Origin of the sequence: Stenotrophomonas sp. TWI1151, assembly GCF_039673135.1 — a bacterium.
In the GTDB taxonomy this organism is placed as follows: Bacteria; Pseudomonadota; Gammaproteobacteria; order Xanthomonadales; family Xanthomonadaceae; genus Stenotrophomonas.
In genome coordinates this window covers 649,572-668,146 of the sequence record NZ_JBDJLA010000001.1, presented here as the reverse complement: position 1 = coordinate 668,146, position 18,575 = coordinate 649,572, and the positions used below count along the sequence as shown (strand labels likewise).

Sequence of the window (18,575 nt, the reverse complement as noted above, 5' to 3'; positions counted from 1 at the left end):
CGTCAATAAACCAACTGCGCCGGGCTGCACTGGATGGACTGCATGTGCACGTCGGTCCGGCCCAGCTCCAGCCCGAGTATCTGGGCCAGGGTCTGCGAGAGCAGGATGCCGACGCCGTTGAGCAGCGGCTTGAGCCTCTCCAGCACCGGGGTCAGTGCCAGGCACAGCAGGCCGCTGCAGCGGAACTGGTCGGTGCCCGGGTCGATCACCCCGGTGCCGTCGCCGAGATCCTGCAGACCGCCGGGCCGGGTCTGCATGTAAGCGGCCAGGTTGGATTTGACGCAGTTGTTGTAGTTGAGCAGCGTGCTGAGCAGGCTGTTGCAGCGGTTGATCACCAGACCACCGAGGATGGGGCCCAGCACGCCACTTAGTCCGCCCATGCCTTCACCCGTGACCGTGGCGTTGTATCCGACCCAGACCGAGCCCGGCTTGAAGCAGGTCTCGAGGTTCAGGAGGCCACATGGGTAGGGCACGGCGTTGGGTAGTTCCCAGTCACCCAGCGCACCGATGCCGCGGGACGGATCACCCATGCGCAGGAGCTCGATGGTCTTTTTGGCATCGTAGAACCCGTTCCCCGGATTGGCCGCCTTGAGATACTGATCTGCCAGGCGGGCGGCCGTTGTGGCATCACTACTGCCCTGCTTGCCCGGGGTGAGCACGTTGCTCAGCACGCGCAGCAGTTCGCTGACCAGGCCGGAGACGGCTGTGCCGACCTGGGCCTGGTTGAAGTAAGTGGACGCGGTCTCCCCGGCGGCCAGGGTAATGCTCTCATCGCGGGTCAGCGCATTGAGGGAAATCTTGTCGGTGACCAGTGGCGCCCCCAGCAGGGTCAGCAGCTGCTCGTTCTGCAGCCCCGTATCGCACACGTTGCGCTGCGAAAACTGATTGGCCGCATCCACACGGCCTACGCAGGCGCGCAGCAGCGACGACTGCACCCGCACCGTCGCCGTTGGCGGGGTCGCGCCGCAGTTCAACGCCTCCAGTGTGCCCATCGCGTTGGTCACGTCGGCATAGATCGGCAGGTTCAGGCGGATGCCCAGCGAGTTGAGTACGGGGCCGAGCAGCGCCAGGCCGCCAGTATCGATGTTGATCTTCAGCCGGACCTGCGCGTTGTAGGCGCGCGTGCCGACACCGCCGATGGCGATGGACGGCGGTTCAATGATCGCCGCCTGCGTTTTGACCATGCCAAGGATGTCGAGATTGTTGACAGCGACCCCGTTGCCGCCGCTGGCGATGCTGATGCTGGTGGTGATCAGGTCCAGCGCGTTGACGTCGGCCTGCAATGCGGGAGAGGCAGGGCCTTCGGGAGCCACGATGTGTGCAAACAGGCCGCCCGCGGCATCGGTGCTGCCAAGCTGGACATTGAGTTGATTGAGATCGAGCTTCGCCGCGAGCGCATTGCGCAGCGCGCGCAGATCCACGTTGGCGACCCCACTGTTGGTCAGTACCGTCGTGGTGGCATCCAGCAGCTGGCCGAGCGAGACCCGGTTGGCGGCCAGCAGTGCGTTGAACTCGGCGACGCCGATATTGGCTTTGACCGGAATCCCCAGCGCCTGCAGCAGGCCGCCCGGCGTGACGTTCGCCTGGGCCAATCCGTCATAGCCAAGCAGGGTGGTGCGGTCCAGATTGACGCCCACCAGGTTGAGCACATTGCCCAGCGGCGTATTGCCATTGACCCGCAGCAACTGCGAGCCCACCGAGAACACCGCGATTGGCGGTGCACGGGTGGCCACGGCCTCCGCACGCAGCGTGGGCAGGCGCGTGTTCTGGCCGAAGAACGGCACGACCGAGCGCGTCGCGACCACTTTGACCGCATTGAGCGGGCTGGCCGCGTCCAGGGTCATGCTGAAATGATCGTCCGCGCCGCGGCCCGGGTTCCAGTTGCCGCACTGGATTGCCAGCGTGCCGGTGAAGCCGTTGTCTTTCTGCGCGTTGCCGCGGGCGGCGCTGTTGTCACGGCGGTCGGCACTGCACAGGTCCAACCGCTGCGCGCCGGCCATCGAGGCCAGGTCGACCACCTTCTGCGCATCCCGCTTGGCCCAGTACAGATAGCCCACTTCGACCAGGCCGAGCATGCCGACCAGGCCAAGCAGCACCAGCATCATGGTGACCGACATCCCGCCGCGCAGCCGCCGTCGGGACGGCCGGGGTGCGTAGGCGCTGGAGTGGTACATGGCCTTGCCCTCCTTAGTTGGTGTCAGCGCCGTCCTTCTTGACGCTGGTCTTGAGGAACTCGGGAATCTCGTGCTCGAAGCTCTTGAGGTAGCGCGCGTAGCTGGCGGCGGCCTGGTCACCCAGGATCGGCAGTCGCGCCCCGGCATGGGTGCCCTGGGCCTGCATGCGCAGCAGGTCGCGGGTGGTCTGTCCGATCTCGCCGCGCGGTGGCGGTGCGGGCGGCGTGTAGCGCTCGGCAGGTGTGGCGGCTGCGTATGCAGGGGCACGTTCCACGTAAGCCGGTACGGGCTCAACGCGCTCAACGGGCGTGGGCGGGGGCAGCGGCGTGGTGACGGCCGTGGGGCCATCCTGTCCGCCCAGCATCTGCCCGGTGAGCGGTGCCTGCTGCGCGATCACGGGCACCGCCCAAGTCACCAGCATCAGCAGCAGGGCAGTGTGCAGGAGGGGAACAGGCATGCGACGCAGCTGGCTCATGGCGTGGTCTCGCTGGCAGTAGAGGGCGTGCTGAAGCGTTCCAGCATCGATGGCGCAAGGCGGGCATCGGCACTGGTGCGGCGATCGGTGTCCACCGCCACGTGGCGCGAGGCCGACCGCGCGGCAGCCGGCTGCGGCGCAGGCAGCGCGACGGGCCGGGGCCCGGGCGCGGGCGCGGCGGCCGCTGCCGCTGCCGCGACGCTGGCAGGCGCGCGTTGCACGGAGGGTGCGGGGGTCGCCTGCTGGCGCAGTTGCTCGGCCAGGCGGCGCACCTCTGCCTGCGCACCGTCGGTCAGGCGCGCATTGCGCATGATCGTCTCGGCCATCGCTGTCTGGCCACGCAGCAGTGCCCACACCGCCAGATTGGCATTCGCCTTGGCGCTGCCCGGCGAAAGCTCGGCGGCCTTGGCCAGCGGTTCCTGCGCGCGGGTCCAGTCACCTGCCCGCAGCCGGGCGAAGCCGAGATCGCCCAGGTAGCCCGTGTTCAACGGTTGCAGCTGCACCGCCTTCGCCAGTGCCTGCTCGGCCCGTGCCGGGTCGCCATCGCGGGCGGCGATCAGGCCCAGGCCGTGCCATGCCGCGGCGGCTTGTGGCCCGTTGGTGAGGCTGCCGTACATGGCCAGCGCGGCCTCGCGCTGGCCGGTTTCGCGCAGCGCATCGGCATTCAACAGCCGCAGCTGAGGGCTGTCGCCATACCGTTGCCGATAGGCATCCACGTGCGCGAGCGAGGCGTAGTACGCACCTTGCTGCTGCATCTTCGAAATCAGCTCGGCGTAGAGCTGCTTGTCGTCCTGGGGCGCTACCTCCGGCGACGCCAGCGCCATCGGGTCCTGGCGGTAACCGTTGCGCACGTTCGAACAGGCCGCGCAGAGAGCCGTCGCGGCGAGCAGCAGGCAGAGGCGGGGAAGCACGGCGTGGCGCATGGCGTTCAATCCAGTTTGGTCAGGGCGGAGGCGAGGGCGATGATGGCCGGACCGGCCAGCACCAGCATCAACGCCGGCAACAACGTCAACATCATCACTACGGTCATCTTCACCGAGAGCTTGCCGACCTTCTCCTTGAGCGTGGAACGGCGCTGCTCGCGCAGGCGGAGGCTGAATTGACGCAGCGGTTCCTGCACCGCGCCGCCATGTGCATGGACCTGCAGGATCAGTTGCACCAGGCTGCGCAGGTCTTCGTCATCGAATGATTCGCCGAGGCGACGCAGTGACTGCTCCCGGCTGCGACCATGCATGTAGGCGATGTTGGCCTGGTGGATCTCCCGGCCCAGCACCGGGACCGCGTTGCGCAGTTTGTCGCCGAGGGTCTGCAGGCTCTGGTCCATGCTGAAGCCCACGCCCTGCAGCAGCCGCAACAGGTCGATCAGCAGCGGCAGCTCGGCGGTCACCTGTCTGCGCAGGCGCATCGCCCAGGCACGCAGGGCGAATTTCGGCAGCAGTATGCCGAACGCCAGCGCGCCGAAGATCACCATCGCGCGGCTGAAGCCGGTGCTGTGGTTGAAGGCCAGCACCAGGGCCAGCGTGGTGACCGCGATCAACAGGCGCAGGCCGAGGAAGATCGCGGTGCCGGCGTGGGTGTTCCATCCGGCTTGATCGAGCAGCAGCCGATCTTCCGGAGCCAGCAGCGCCGCTTCGATACGCCCGCCGTTGAAGCGCTGGCCGAACGCGGCGACACCCTTGAGCCAGCGCTGGCGCAGGCTCACCGCCGGCGGGGGTGGGGCGGCCGGTGTGCCCGCCACATCGCGCGGCCGCAATGCGGCCTGCAACGCATCCTGGTGGCGTTGTTCGCGTCCGCTCAGCACCCAGCCACGCACCCCCAACAGGGCCACGCCGGCGGCGAGCACCAACAACGTGGCGATCCACCAGCTGCTACTGGTCATGCGGGCCTCCGATCTGGACGTGCAGGCAGGTACTCATATGGATTTGGCCAGCCGGTACAGCAGGAAGCCGCCGATCAGCTCCAGTCCCAATGCCCACAGCAGCAGCTTGTGGCCGAGCGGCTCGTGCAGGATCGGCTGGAAAAAATCCGGGCTGGTGATCGCCATCAGTACGGCACTGATCGGTGGCAGCAGGCCGAGCACCCAGGCCGACATCCGGGTCTCGGAGGTGGTGGCCATCAGTTCCTGCTGGGCCTGATCCAGATCGCGCATGAAATCGGCCATGCGCTGCAGGATCTGATCGGCGCGCCCGCCGATGCGCACGCTGACGCCCAACACCACCGAGAGCACATTCAAGGCTTCCAGCCGATAGGGCTGGGCGGCCTGCGCCAGCGCGCGGTCCAGGTCCAGGCCGCTGCGGGTGTAGGACAGGGTGGCATCGAGCAGGCCCCGCAGCGGCATCGGCATCTGCGCGGCCGATGTCTGGAAGGCCATCTGCAGGCTGTTGCCCAGACCGGCCAGACGCACCAGGTTGTCGAGGAAATCCGGCAGCTGGCGCAGCAGCTTGGCCTGCAGACGGTTGATCCGCCGCGACACCCAGAACCAGGCCGCCAGAGCGCTCAGTACCAGGACAATCGGCGCAGCCCACACCGTGCCGAGGCGTGCACTGGCGATCCAGGCCAGCAGCGACGCGGCGGCGAGGATGAGCAGCGGTACCCGCCAACCGGTCGGCAGTGCAGCGCGCTGCATCAACGCGTCCCAAGGCAGCCCCGCCGGCGCCGTGCTCACCGGCATCGGCGCCTGGCTGTCACTCAAGCCTGCCAGGCGCGGCGAGGTGTCCGGACGCGCCAGCCGCTGCTCGGCGTGCTGCAGCGACAACCTGCGTTGCTCGCGTGCGGCAGCGCCGCCCCACAGCTCCACGGCCAGGGCGATCAGCACCAGTGCCGCACTGCACAGGAGCAGGACGAAGGCCATGCTCAGAAGCCTCCGCCCAGTGCTTCGCGCAGCTGCCGGCGGAACGGTTCGAGCTTGTGCGAGTGCGGCTGGAAGCCGAGCCCGACCCAACGGTCGTACTCGTTGCCATCGGCGTCGATCTGCACTTCGTGACGGAACATCTCCTGGGTGGCGATCATGTTGTCGGTGACCCCGGTGATTTCCGTGATCGAGATGAGCACGCGGCGGCCGCTGCCCAGTCGCGAGATCTGCACGATGAAATCAATGGCGCTGGCGATCTGTCGGCGCAGACTGTCCTCGCTGCCCTGGAAGCCGGCAAACCCGGCCAGCATCTCGATCCGGTACAGGCAATCGCGCGGTGAGTTGGCGTGGATGGTGGCCATCGAGCCGTCATGGCCGGTGTTCATCGCCTGCAGCATTTCCAGCACTTCGGCGCCACGCACTTCGCCGACCACGATCCGGTCCGGGCGCATGCGCAGGCTGTTGCGGACCAGATCGCGGATGCTGATCGCGCCATTGCCGTCCGCGCCGCCGATACGGCTTTCCAGGCGCACCACGTGTGGATGGTTGAGCGAGAGCTCGGCAGTGTCTTCAACGGTGATCACGCGTTCGTTGGCTGGAATGTAATTGGCCAGTGCATTGAGCAGCGAGGTCTTGCCCGAACTGGTGCCGCCGGACACCAGGATGTTGCAGCGCCCCAGTACCATCGCATGCAGCAGCGCCTGCATCGGGCGGTCGAACGTGCCCATGCGCAGCAGTTCATCGGGGGTGAACGGGTCCTTGCGGAACTTGCGGATCGAGACCATCGGCCCATCCACGGCCAACGGCGAGATGATGGCATTGAGGCGGCCGCCGTTGGGCAGGCGCGCATCCACCATCGGGTTGGACTCGTCCAGGCGGCGCCCGAGCGGGGCCAGGATCCGGCGCAGGATCCGCAGCAGGTGGCTGTCATCGCTGAAACGCTGCGGCGCCCGCTTGAGCATGCCGCCCTGGGAAACGTGGATGTCCTTGTAGCCGTTGATCAGGATGTCCTCGATCTCCGGGTCATGCAGCAGGTCATCCAGCGGGCCGAAGCCGGTCAGCTCCTTGACCAGCGCAGTGGCGACGATGTCCTTCTCGGCTTCGTTGATCGGGATCCGCCATTCGTGGACGAAGCCGGCGGTCTGCGCGTGCACGTAGCGCGACACGGTGTCCGGCGCCCACGCATCGATATCGATGCGCTCGTCCTCGATGCTGTTGAGAAGATGCTCATGTGCGGCGATCAGCACCTTCTGGTACTGCTCGGACTGCTCGAACGGCTGCACGCCGTGCTCGGCCTCAGTGCCGGCGTCGGCGCGGGCGGTGGCAGTCGGGAACGGGGTCACTTTGTCTTCCATGGGGAACCACTCAGGCGGAGGGCGAGGTGTTCCCGCCAGCCCCTGGCCGGCGCGGGGGCCGTCGGATCCAGGTGCGACAACAGCGGGGCAAGGGCACGCACATACGGGTCGCGTGGCGCATCCTGCAGCAGCAGGCGGCCATGGCTGGCACTGGAGCGCAGTGTGGGCCGATCCGGCAGCACTGCCAACAGGGGCAGCTCGAAGCGGGCGGCGATCTGCGCCGGGCTCAGTCCACTGGCATCGTCGTGGCGGTTGATGATCAGCTGCACGCGGGCATCGCGCGCGCCCACCTGGGTGAGATGACGGAGCATCTGGTCGAGCGAGACCAGGGTGCCGATCGACTGGTCGGCGATCAGCCAGATCTCATCGGCGCTGTTGAGCAGCGACACCGGCAACTGGCGCAGCGGGACACCGCCGAGATCGCACAGCACGGTGTGGAAGACACTGCGCAGGCGCTGCATCAGCATGCCCGGATCCGCAAGCGTGGCGCCTTCCATGCCGGGCGGCTGGCCGAGCAGGGTGACGCCGCTGGGATGATGGGCCAGCGCCGTGCGCACCAGCGTCGCATCGATACGCCCGGCATTACGCAGCGCGTCGTCGAAATGGAAGGTGGGGTCCACATTGAGGTACAGCGTCAGATCGCCGGTGGGCTGGCCCAGATCCAGCAGCAGGGTCTGCGCACCGGCGGGCACCGTCGCGGCCGGGGCACCCTGATGGGCCGTATCGGTCTGCTGGGCGAGCACCCCCAGGTGCGCCGCCAGGGTGCTGCTGCCCACGCCAGGCCGCACGCCCAGCAGCAGAACCATGCGTGCACGTGCCGGTGATGTGGCCGGAACGCTGCTGCGGCCCTGCGCGGCGAGTGAGGCAGCACGGCGCAGCACCGCCTCCATTTCCTGCGGCGCGCTGTCCAGATCGAGCAGATCTCGCAGCCCGGCGCGCAGCGCAGCCACGACGCCATCCATGTGGTCGGCATGGGTGGAGCCGATCGCCACCAGCGGCAGCTCCGGTGCCTGCGCCTGCAATTGCCGGGTCAAGGCGGCGGAAAATGCCGCCTGCTCATGCCGATAGTCCAGCAGCACCACACAGCCGGTGTCGCGCAGCGGCTCCAGCGCCGAGGCCGGTGCGGCGCTGTCCAGCCACTGCACCACGCCCAGCGACGGCAGCAAGGCCGAGAGCAGGGTGGCGAGTTCGCGGTCCGGTGCAAACAGCACGAGCTTCATCGAAGCATCCCGTGGTTGGACCAGTTGCAGAGTGGCGGACATGAGGGGCGGGTTCCTGACATTGGGCTCAGCGCGAGAAGCCGGGCAGCTGGTCCGAGGAGGCCGGGCTGAGCAGCCAGGCGCCCCATACCGGCAGGTTCGGCGATGCCTCGCGCTGGCCCGGCAGCGGCACTTCGGTGCCCTGGGCCAGCGGCTGCACCAGGCGTGGCGTGACGATGATGACCAGCTCCTTCTCTTCCTTCTTGTAGTTGAGGGTGCGGAAGAACGAGCCGATGATCGGCAGATCGCCGAGCAGCGGCACCTTGTCCACGTTGGAGCTGACGTTGTTGCTGACCAGCCCGCCGATCACGAAGGTTTCGCCGTCGCCGAGCTCGACCGTGGTGTCCGCGCGACGCGTGGTGATCGAGGGCACCTGCACGTCGTTGTAGGTGATGCCGGCGGCATAGTTGAGATCGCTGGCTTCCGGGGCGACCTTCAGCGCGATGCGGTTCGGCCCGAGTACGGTCGGCGTCACGGTCAGGCCGATGCCGAAGGGCTTGAACGTCACCGTGGTGGTGCCCAGGCCCTGCGGCTCGAGGATCGGCAGCTCGCCACCGGCCAGGAAGCTCGCGCTCTGCCCGGACAAAGCGACCAGGGTCGGCTCGGCCAGCACCCGGGCCATGCCGTTGCTCTGCAGCAGGTCGATGTTCGCGTCCCAGCCGTGGGTGAGGGATTTGAACACCAGCCCGAACGCCGAGGAAAGCGGGTTGGTGATGATGACGTCGTCCGGGCCTGCCGATTCGCCTGCCGGCAACACGCCGGGCAGGGTCGCGCCCGGCCGGGTGATGCCGTAGTAGAAGCCGTTGTTGCGGTTGAAATTCTTGTTGCCGAAGCTCATGCCGATCTGGCGCAGCACCGACTTGTTGAACTCGACGATCTTCACCTCGACCTGGACCACGCCGCCACTGGCGATGGTGGAGACATCGGCCAGCTGCCCGTCTTTGCCGACCGCCATGGCGGCTGCCTTGACGCTGTTCTGGTGGTCCAGCAGCGAGGGGCTCAGGCCCTGCAGCAGGCCTTGACCGTCCTGCACGATCAGCTCGGTGCCACCGCCCTGCGCGCTCAGTGCGCCTTGGACGGCGCTGCGCACCTCCACCTGCAGCCGTTCCGGCTCGCGGTTGCCATTACGCCACAGCAGCAGGGTGGTGCTGCCGGGCGCCTTGCCAACCAGCAGCGCCTCGCGGCCACGCAGCATCACCACGTCGGCCACGCTGGGGTCGGCAATGGCCACCCGCTCCAGGTTGGCAGGCAGTGACCACGGGCGCTGCTCGCGGGTCTGCAGCACCAGCTCCGCCTCGGCGCTGGCCAGCAGTGGGCTGCTGATCAACACGCCGGCCAGCAGGCAGCGCGGCAGGGCGTGGGAGAGGCGGCGCGCGAGGGTGGGGCGTTCGGTCATGGGCTGTCTCGGCATGGGCTTAACGCGACCCGCTATGGGAGGAAATGTCACCACGGATGATCTCGATGCCCCGGTCCGCGCGCGGTGCAGCGCGGCGCGGGACGCTGCTGGGAACGGGCAGTGCCGCGTTGGAACTGCGCCCGCGTCCGGCCAGGGCGTCGGTGTCGATGCCGGCGTAGGCATCATTTTCCGGGCGCTGCAGGGCAAGGCGTTCGTCGGCGGAAAGCTCGCGGCGCGGGCTGAGCACGCGGCCGGGGGTCGGGAACAAGGCCTGGTCCGGCAGCGCGATGTCAGCCGGGTTGCGCAGCGCCAGGAACAGCTTCCCCTGTTGGGCGCCGAGCAGCAGCCGGTTCGCCTCGGCGACCGGCACCGCCAGCACCGCGCTGCGTGCCGGTGGCGTGGTTCCATCATTGCGTGATGCGCCGGCCGAGGAGTCTGCGCCAGTGATGTCCTGTGCGCGGCTGTCGGCGGGTGCAGGCGCGCTGCCATCGGCGGGCATGCTGGCCACGCTCTGCAGATCATCCGCGCCATAGCTGAGCACGCGCAGCCGCGACAACAGCAGCCGCGTCTGCGCGTCACCGTCGTCGCGCAACCCGCCCGACGCGCGCAGGTTGAGGAACACATCGACAAAATCGCCCGGCTGGATGCGATTGCCTGCGGCCACCAGTTCGTCCACTGGCACCGCGAGTGCGCGCTCGCCGGGATTCAGGCGCAGCGAAAAGCCCCGTGCGATCTGCGCGGTCTGGATCTGGGTGCCGGCCGGGATGTCCTGGGTCGGTACCGCGCCGACCAGGGCGTTGATCGAGGTGTAGGCGCCCACCGGGCGTTGAGGATGGCCGGCGATGCGCAGGTCCTCGGCTGTGATCGGTCGCCCGGCCGGCAAGGCGCCGGCCGCCTCGACCACCGGCCAGGTGGCAGGTTGTGCAGGAGCAGTGGCGGTCGCCGGCGTGCCGGGCGGCGCCTCGCTGGCGCGGCGGCTCACCCCGAAGGCGACAATGGCCAGGATCACCGCCAGGCCGATCAACAGGATTGCGGCGATGCGGGTCAACTTGAGCATGCGGTTCTCCGGAAGGTCATCAGTTGCCGCCGAGGTCGAGTTGGGCGACAGCGGTGCTGCGCAGCGCCCGTGGCATTACCCAGCCGTACACGCGCCCGGTACCGGGCAGGAAGGGGTGGGCACGGTAGTCGTAGCTCACCTCCACGCGGATGCATTGCGCGGCCGGCAGGTCGGCGCAGGGCGCGGGCGTGGAAACGGTGATCGGTGGCGCGCCAGCCGCGGCGCAATCGGGGGTCTGCTTGGCGTAAGTGAGAAGCCACTGCATGGAGCGTCGTGCCGCCAGGCAGGCGGCGGTGCGGCGTTCGGTCGGCGTGGCATGGCGGAACGCAGCACGTGCGCCTTCCGCCGACGCCGCCGACAGCGTCTGCTGCACGGCCATGATCATCACGCCTGAATAGGTGACCAGCAGCAGTGGCAACAGGCCGAACAACAGCATGAGCGCGAACTCAAGGGTCGCGATGCCGCGTTGGCGCGTCGGGCGGCGGAGGGGGCTGGCGGTGATGCTCATGCGGCACCGCCGGATGGCTGCTGCAGGACCCACCAGATACTGGCGAAGGCCAGGTACGCCGCATAGGGAATGCCGACCCGGCCCTGGCGCGCCTGCCGCCACTGCGCGATCACCGGCTGCAGGCGGCGCGAGGCCGCATTGTCCGTCTCGGGACGCGGACCGGAATGGGACAACGCAGGCGCGATGCGCCGCGCGACGATCACGCACGTCGCATGCGCACCGGCGAGCAGGCTGGCGATGATCCAGATTGGAAGCAATGGCGCCGCGCCGAGCAGCAGGCCGAGCACGGCGAAATACTTCACATCACCGGCACCCATCCAGCCGATGGCATAGAACGGCAGCAGCGACAGCAATCCCAGTACGAAGCCGAGCAGGTGCGTGCCCGGAAATCCGCGGCCAGCCATCCACCACTGCCACGCCAGCGCGACCAGCGCGACGCCGGTGGCCAACAGCAACCCGCGATTGGACACCCGTCGGGCGTACAGGTCATGGATGGCGACCTGTACGCCCAGCAGCAGTGCCACCAGGGGAAGGAGTTCCATATGCGTTATGTCCCCCGAATCGGTCGTACGACGCACTTGCGTGCCATGCCGTCGCCGCGGGGAGAGCCGGGCGACAGCGCAGGCAGTCAACGACAGTCGATCAGGCCGCGGCCGCGGTTGCGTCGTCGACCACTTCACCCAGCTTGGTGAACAGATTTTCGAAGAATCCGGTGATCTGGTCTTTACCCACCGCCACCAGGATGCCCGCGATCACGGCGGCCAGCAGGCCGTATTCGAGCGCGGTCACGCCATCTTCTTCAACGAGGAACTTGCGAACGGATGCATTCATGACGGTTTCTCCATTTCCCAATCAGAGCCCGAACGGGCGGATACAGCCCCTGGTACCGATGGTGTTGCCTGGCTCCGCCAGGACCGCCATCACGACCGCGCATCCTGCGCGGTGCGGCCCTTACAGGCCTGCGCTATCGACCGGGCGGAGCCCGGGCGACGTCATTGGAGGCGGATCGCGCTGGACAGTGCGGTCATTGCTGCCGAAACGCGGCGTCGGCAATTAGGGCAGTGCGTACGAAGATTGCTGTCCATGGCGTTCCCCTTGTTTCTCGATCACCGCGTCGGTATCGCCGCGCGTCCTGAATTCGATGCTCGACGAATCACGTGGGATCCAATACACAAAATCGGCAGGCGTGGGGTCAACTTTAGAAACTTCGCGCCGCGTGTGCGTCGTGCATGAGCCCTGATGTAATGGCGGCAAAGTGAAGCCCGGGTAGAGATTATGTGATCACGGTGTGATGTCAACTATTTGACGCCATGCGAGCACGCTTTAACGTTGGGTTTCAACGGTTTCGGACACAGTTGTGACGATGATTGTGATTCTGTTTACCTGGCGTCCAGTTCGGGCATAATTGCCAAAAATGCGCATCGAAGGCTTCGCCGACAATCGCTGTCGCATCGGCTGAAGGGTTTAGCTGCAATCAGTGAATGATTTAGCTGCGATCAGTGAATGATTTAGCTGCGGTCACGAACGAGTTACATGGGCGGGCTGGCGGGCATCGTCGCGGCGGGTTGGCCGCAACAGAATGCGCAGCAGGAAAACGCAGGAGTGCGCACCCGGTGGCCATGCGGCGCAGGCATCGGGTTTCCAGGCCAAAGGGGGCATCACTGTCATGGTAGATGGTGTGGTGGAAGACCAGATCGACAGCGGGCTGCGGGCATTCGACCTGACCTCGCTCAGCGGTGTCCTGCGCGTGTGCGATCTGGAGATGGTCCTGCTCGATGGCAACGGCCCGCGTGCCGCGATCGAATCGCAGGTGCATGACGAAGCGCTGTTCTGCACCGCGGTGAGCGGGTTTCATTTCCGTGGTCGTTTCATGCTGCCCCAGGACTGGTGCCTGCTTGGCTTGATCCACGCCACCAATGAGAACGTCAGCTGGTGCCATGGCATGCCGCTGGCCGCCGGGATGGCGTTGACCGTGCTGCCGGAGGGCATCAGCGAGTTCACGCTCAGCGCCGGCACCCACCTGACGTTGCTGCTCGCGCCGATGCAGCGCGTTCAGCGCAAGCTGACCGAGTTGAGCCTGCGCAGCACCTTGCCCTCAGGGCAGGCCCTCTCCCTCTTCCAGGCCGGCACAGGCAGCAACGCAGCGCGACTGGTGCAACGCTACGGTGATGTCCAGCAAGCGCTGCTCGGGCAGGGCGGGACGTTGCCGGCCGACGCCGTGGACGCCCTTCTGCATGACCACATCCAGGCGCTGCTCGGCGCGGGCAGCGATGACCACCCCACCTGCAGCCGTGGCCGGCGCACGCATTATCTGATCGCGCAGCGCGCCGAGAACTTCATGCGGCTCAATCTGCGTCGTTATATCTATATGAATGAAATCTGTGATGCCGCCGGTGTAAGCGAGCGCGCATTGCGGTATGCCTTCGAAGATCTGTTCGGTACCTCGCCGAACCGGTATCTGTCGATGTTGCGGTTGTGCGCGGCGTGCCGTGGGTTGTCGATGGCCGATTCCAGCCGAAAATCGGTGAAAGCCATCGCACTCAGCTGCGGGCTGTGGGACCTTTCGCGATTCGCCGACAACTATCGCCGCGTGTTCGGCGAGCTGCCGCGCGACACGCTGATGCGTGCGCCGGCCCAGATGGGCAGCCCGGCCTGAGGGTTTACGTGGGCAGCTGCGCGCCCGCCGTGCACATATTCGGCAACCTGCCGAAATTGCCCATAGGCCTGCCGGTTTTACCCCTCGTCTTGCCGGAACGCACGTTTGCGCTGCCGGAATGAAGTGCTCACGGTTTGACCCCTCGACTGTAATGACATCCACGTGCCGTCAGGCACCGGTGATGTTCAACGCATTCGTAAGCGGGGGAATACCTGATGAACCGTATCTTTCGATTGGTGTGGAGCCACCGGCTGAACGCCCTGGTGGTCGTCTCCGAAATCGCCACCGCGCGCGGCAGCCTGGCGGCTGGTCCGGTGGTGGTGCATCTGAAGGTGCCGATGTCGGTGCTGTCGCTGGGCCTCTCGCTGGCCCTGTGCACGGGCAGTGCATGGGCGGGTGAGAACCAGACCCTCACCGACCTGCAGGCACTGACCGCCAAGTACACCGCACCGCTGCCGGTGAAGCTCGATGCCGACGTGGCGCTGGCAGCCGCGGCACGTGATCGTGGCACGGCCCCCCTGCTGAGCGTGGATGCCAAGGTCAATCTCAACCTCGGTACACCGACGGCCCACCGGGCGGCGCTGCAGGTGCATGCCGCTGCGCAGGCCAACGCCGACCTGCCCAGGCGCGTTGCCGCACCCGGGGGCCAGGTGGCAGCCTTGGCCGATCTGGGCATCGCGGCAGGTACCAGCAACGGTGCCGGGTTGAATGCCCATGCCGATACCAACGCGGTCGCCTCGATTGCGCCGACCGCAGCGACGGTGCACGTGCCGGTCAAGGCCGATGCGCGACTCACCGCGGCAGCGGATACGGCACGGGCAGTGAACGCCGAGGCGAAGGCGGCGGCGAACGTGGCCGTCGCGACGCCGTCGCCGCGGAAGGCCGCACTGGAGGCCAACGTCGATGCGGCAGTACAGGCACGGCTGGCGGCGGCCGAGGTGGAGGCCAAGGCGACGCTGATCGCCGAGGCCACGGTCACGCCCGATGCCCCGGACGCGGTCCAGGCATCGCTGGCGAGCAATGTCGCTGGCGGCGTGCGCGTGGATGCGCTCGGCCACGTGGTCGATGCGGCCGACCGCAATCCCAAGCTCGTCGATGCCGGCGTCAGCGCCGTGCAGACCAGCTCGATGGCGCTGGCGCCGAACGGATTGGGCAACGCGCTCGGTGGGTTGTTGAACGGTGTGGGCGGTGCGGTCGGCGGCCTGCTCGATGGCGTCGGCACGACGGTGGGTGCGATCACGACTCCCGTGCTCGGCGCGGTTGGCGCGGTCACCACGCCGATACTGGGTACGGTGTTCCCGGCGCCGACGTCGCTGCCGCCGGGCAGCCCGAAGGGGCCGGCGCCGGCCGATCCGAACGCCGGGCTGATCATCGGTACCGGTGGCCTGGTCGGCTCGCTCTCGCAGCTGGTCGGACCCACCGCGCAGGGGTTGCTGGGCGGCGACGGCTACGTGCGCAATGGCAACCTGGCAGTCAGCAGCGCCAACGTGATGCAGACCTACTCGGTCACCAACGTGCTGGGCCTGCCGGTGGTCAACCTGAGCCCGGTCGGCACGCTGCTCGATGGACTGGGAAACGCCAGCACCGGTGGCAGCTCGCACCTGACCCTGATCGGCGGCGTCACTTCCGACAGCTACATCTACAACATCAACAACGGCGATCCCAACGGCCTGCTCGGCCTGGTGTTGCCGGACGGGTCGCCGGCATGGTCGAACAAGTGCCTCAACCTGCTGGTGGCCAGCGTGGACTGCTGGGCGGTCAATGCCGCGCAGGATTACCAGGTGCTGGTCGGCGATGGGGCGTTTGCCAACGGCTCCAAGGAAGTGGTGATCGGCGCCAACGCACGTCATGAGCTGCCGCGGCAGGACGCCAGCATCGCGTTCCCCGGCGCCGGGCTCAACGATCCGACCGACCCCACCGGCGTCCCGACCGCCGACTACGCCGCGCGCATGGGCCATTCCGTGGTCGTCGGCGATAGTGCGACGGGCACCGCCAACGGCCAGACCATCCTCGGTGCGGAAGCCACCTCCAACCAGGCCAACAGCGTGGCGCTGGGGTACCGATCGGCCGCCAACCGCGGCGCGCAGGCCGGCTACAGTGCTTACGGGTTGAACGGGCAGCAGGTGTCGGCCGGTGAAGTCTCGGTCGGCTTCGCCGGTGGTGAGCGCCAGATCAGCAACGTGGCTGCCGGCAGCGCCGCCACCGACGCGGTCAACGTGGCCCAGCTGCAGGGCGCGATCTCGCAGATCGATGCGGTCGGCACGCTCGCGGTGACCTATGACGACGATGGCGCGGGCGGCGCCGACTTCCGCCGGGTCACCCTCGGCGGCGGCACCGGCACCACCACGATCGCCAACCTCGCCAACGGCGCGGTCAACGCAACCAGCACCGAGGCCATCAACGGCGCCCAGCTGTTCGACACCAACAGTGCGATTGTCGACTACTTCGGCGGCGTCACTGCCTACGATCCGGTCACCGGCGCGTGGACCGCACCGAGCTTCCAGATCTCCACGATCTCCACCGGCGGGGCAGTCGCGCAGGGGGTGTACGACAACGCCAGCGATGCCTTCTCCGCGGTGGATGGTTCGCTGGTCAACCTCAACACGCAGATCACCGATATCCGCAACGGTGTTGGCAGCCGCTATCTGAAGATCAACTCGACCGGGGCAGAAGCCGCCGCCGCGGGCCTGGACAGCATCGCGGTCGGCACGGGTGCCTCGGCCACGGCCGCCAACAGCGTCGCGGTGGGTGCCGGTGCACTGGCCGACCGCGAGAACACAGTGTCCGTCGGTGCGGTCGGTGCAGAACGCCAGGTGGCGAACGTGGCCGCGGGCACCGAGGCCACCGATGCAGTCAACCTGGGCCAGCTGGAGGCGTCCGAACAGAGCGCGCTGCGCTACGACCTCAATCCCGATGGCAGCGTGAACTACGCCAGTGCCACACTGGGCAACGGTGGCGGTGCTACCACGCTCAGCAACCTGGCCGCTGGCAGTGTCACCGCCAGCAGCAGCGAAGCGATCAACGGGGCCCAGCTGTTCGCTGCCAACCAGGCCGTGGCCACCCACCTCGGTGGCGGCGCTGCGCTGGATACCAACGGCATGGTCACCGCGCCGAGCTACACCATCAACAACGTCGCCAGCGATGGCCAGGTCACCGCCGGCAGCTATGACAACGTCGGCAGTGCCTTCGATGCGGTCAGCACCTCGCTGGCCAACGTCGCCGACCAGACCGACACCGTGGACCGCCTGGCGGTGAAGTACGACGCCGATGCCAGCGGCAATGCCACCAACACCATCACCCTGGCCGGTGATGCCAGTGGCGCGGCGGTCGCACTGACCAACCTGGCCGAGGGTCGCGTGCAGGCCGGCAGCCTGGATGCGGTCAATGGCAACCAGCTGTTCCAGACCAACAATGCGCTGGTGGGGTACTTCGGCGGCACCACCAACTTCGACGGCAACACCGGGATCTGGACGGCGCCGACCTTCCGCATCTCCTCCATCGCCACCGACGGCAGTGTCATCGCCAACGATTACAGCGACGTCACCGTGGCCTTCTCGGCGGTGGATGCCTCGCTGACCAACCTCAATACCCGCATCGACCAGATCCAGCCGGGTGGCAACAGCCAGTACGTGCAGGTGAACTCGACCAAGGGCGCGGCCACTGCGGGCGGTGCCGACAGCATCGCGATCGGGCCGCTGGCCAGCGCCGCCGGAAGCGGCAGTGCGGCCATCGGTGACGGCGCCAGCGCCAGTGCGGACAACAGCGTTGCGCTCGGCGCCGGCTCGGTTGCCAGCGTGGGGGCACAGACGGGGTACACCGGTGCCTACGGCCAGACCGGGGCGAGCAGTTCGGTGGGCGAAGTGGCCGTCGGCAGTACCGGGGCCGAGCGCAAGGTCACCCATGTGGCCGATGGTTCCGAGCGCTACGACGCGGTCAATGTGGGCCAGCTGCAGAACGGCGTGAACTACGCGATCAACGAGTCCAAGGCCTACACGGATACGCAGATCAACAACATCAACAACGGTACCTCCGGCATGTTCCAGGTCAACAACACGCAGAACCTGGCTGCGCCCTCGGCCTCCGGCGACAACGCCGTGGCCGGTGGTGCCGGCGCCGCCGCCGCGGGCAACAACGCCACGGCGCTGGGCAACGGAGCCAGCGCACAGGGCAGCAACAGCGTCGCGCTGGGCGCTGGTTCGGTGGCCAATCGGGCCAACACGGTCTCGGTAGGCAGCAGTGGTGCGGAGCGGCAGATCGCCAACGTGGCTGATGGCAGCGACGCCACCGACGCGGTCAACGTGCGCCAGCTGCAGGCCTCCCAGCAGGGCACGATCCGTTACGACACCAACGTCAACGGCACCACCAACCTCAACAGCGTGACCCTGGGCAGCACGGCTACCGGGCCGACCACGGTGCGCAACGTCGCCCCGGGTACCGCCGGGACCGATGCCGTCAACGTGGACCAGCTGCGCAGCGGCATGGCCCAGACCCTGGACTGGTCCAAGGCCTACACCGACGAGCGCATGGACTCGTTCGACCGCAACCTGCAGAAGACCGACAACCGTGCCTCGGCCGGTGTCGCCTCGGCGATGGCGGTGGCCGCCCTGCCGCAGCCCTATGAGGCCGGCCGCAGCATGGCCTCGCTCGCCGCCGGCAGCTTCAACGGTGAATCCGGCGTGGCGGTGGGCATCTCGGGGGTCTCCGAAGGCGGGCGCTGGATCTACAAGTTCAGCGGTTCGACCAACAGCCGCGGCGATGGTGGTGTCGCGGTAGGTGCCGGCATCCAGTGGTGACCGCCTCCGGTGCCGGCGCGCTGCCGGCACCGGACCTGCGGTCCGCATTCA

General features: G+C 67.6%; 14 protein-coding genes. 2 read left to right on the top strand and 12 right to left on the bottom strand.

What is annotated here, in order from left to right; translation table 11 throughout:
* Window positions 1-2 precede the first annotated feature (2 nt).
* The 12 genes from ABE422_RS02875 to ABE422_RS02820 form a co-directional block, all read right to left on the bottom strand.
* Window positions 3-2,174 (bottom strand): TadG family pilus assembly protein, encoded by a 2,172-nt coding sequence (locus tag ABE422_RS02875; RefSeq protein WP_346482426.1) that lies wholly within the window; start codon window positions 2,172-2,174, stop codon window positions 3-5.
* Window positions 2,175-2,187: 13 nt separating this feature from the next.
* Window positions 2,188-2,631 carry a DUF3613 domain-containing protein gene (locus tag ABE422_RS02870; protein ID WP_346482425.1) on the bottom strand — a complete coding sequence of 148 codons (444 nt, stop codon included), beginning with the start codon at window positions 2,629-2,631 and terminating at the stop codon, window positions 2,188-2,190.
* Window positions 2,632-2,645: 14 nt separating this feature from the next.
* Window positions 2,646-3,572 (bottom strand): tetratricopeptide repeat protein, encoded by a 927-nt coding sequence (locus ABE422_RS02865; protein ID WP_346482424.1) that lies wholly within the window; start codon window positions 3,570-3,572, stop codon window positions 2,646-2,648.
* Window positions 3,573-3,577: 5 nt separating this feature from the next.
* A complete protein-coding gene (locus ABE422_RS02860) occupies window positions 3,578-4,528 on the bottom strand; it encodes a type II secretion system F family protein (RefSeq protein ID WP_346482423.1) in 951 nt (316 codons plus the stop codon).
* A gap of 33 nt (window positions 4,529-4,561) precedes the next feature.
* A complete protein-coding gene (locus ABE422_RS02855) occupies window positions 4,562-5,500 on the bottom strand; it encodes a type II secretion system F family protein (protein ID WP_346482422.1) in 939 nt (312 codons plus the stop codon).
* Between the two features lie 2 nt (window positions 5,501-5,502).
* Window positions 5,503-6,855: a CpaF family protein gene (locus tag ABE422_RS02850; protein ID WP_313211414.1), complete on the bottom strand. Its 1,353-nt coding sequence runs from the start codon at window positions 6,853-6,855 to the stop codon at window positions 5,503-5,505.
* Window positions 6,840-8,075 carry a fimbrial protein gene (locus tag ABE422_RS02845; protein ID WP_346482421.1) on the bottom strand — a complete coding sequence of 412 codons (1,236 nt, stop codon included), beginning with the start codon at window positions 8,073-8,075 and terminating at the stop codon, window positions 6,840-6,842. The genes ABE422_RS02850 and ABE422_RS02845 overlap by 16 nt, the downstream gene beginning before the upstream one ends.
* 67 nt (window positions 8,076-8,142) lie before the next feature.
* Window positions 8,143-9,510: a type II and III secretion system protein family protein gene (locus ABE422_RS02840; protein WP_313211412.1), complete on the bottom strand. Its 1,368-nt coding sequence runs from the start codon at window positions 9,508-9,510 to the stop codon at window positions 8,143-8,145.
* Window positions 9,511-9,529: 19 nt separating this feature from the next.
* On the bottom strand, window positions 9,530-10,567 hold the full coding sequence (cpaB, locus tag ABE422_RS02835; RefSeq protein WP_346482420.1) for a Flp pilus assembly protein CpaB: 1,038 nt from the start codon (window positions 10,565-10,567) through the stop codon (window positions 9,530-9,532).
* Between the two features lie 19 nt (window positions 10,568-10,586).
* Window positions 10,587-11,075: a pilus assembly protein gene (locus ABE422_RS02830; protein ID WP_313211410.1), complete on the bottom strand. Its 489-nt coding sequence runs from the start codon at window positions 11,073-11,075 to the stop codon at window positions 10,587-10,589.
* Window positions 11,072-11,617, bottom strand: coding sequence for an A24 family peptidase (locus tag ABE422_RS02825; RefSeq protein ID WP_313218557.1), 546 nt, complete (start codon window positions 11,615-11,617; stop codon window positions 11,072-11,074). Before ABE422_RS02825 ends, ABE422_RS02830 begins: the two co-directional genes overlap by 4 nt.
* A gap of 100 nt (window positions 11,618-11,717) precedes the next feature.
* Entirely contained in the window at window positions 11,718-11,906 is a 189-nt protein-coding gene (locus tag ABE422_RS02820) for a Flp family type IVb pilin (protein WP_019184693.1), read from the bottom strand.
* 835 nt (window positions 11,907-12,741) lie between these two features.
* Between ABE422_RS02820 and ABE422_RS02815 the strand changes: the two genes are divergently transcribed.
* Both ABE422_RS02815 and ABE422_RS02810 read left to right on the top strand, forming a co-directional pair.
* Window positions 12,742-13,731, top strand: coding sequence for a helix-turn-helix domain-containing protein (locus tag ABE422_RS02815; protein WP_313211408.1), 990 nt, complete (start codon window positions 12,742-12,744; stop codon window positions 13,729-13,731).
* 215 nt (window positions 13,732-13,946) lie between these two features.
* Window positions 13,947-18,524 carry a YadA-like family protein gene (locus tag ABE422_RS02810; protein ID WP_346482419.1) on the top strand — a complete coding sequence of 1,526 codons (4,578 nt, stop codon included), beginning with the start codon at window positions 13,947-13,949 and terminating at the stop codon, window positions 18,522-18,524.
* Window positions 18,525-18,575: the final 51 nt, after the last annotated feature.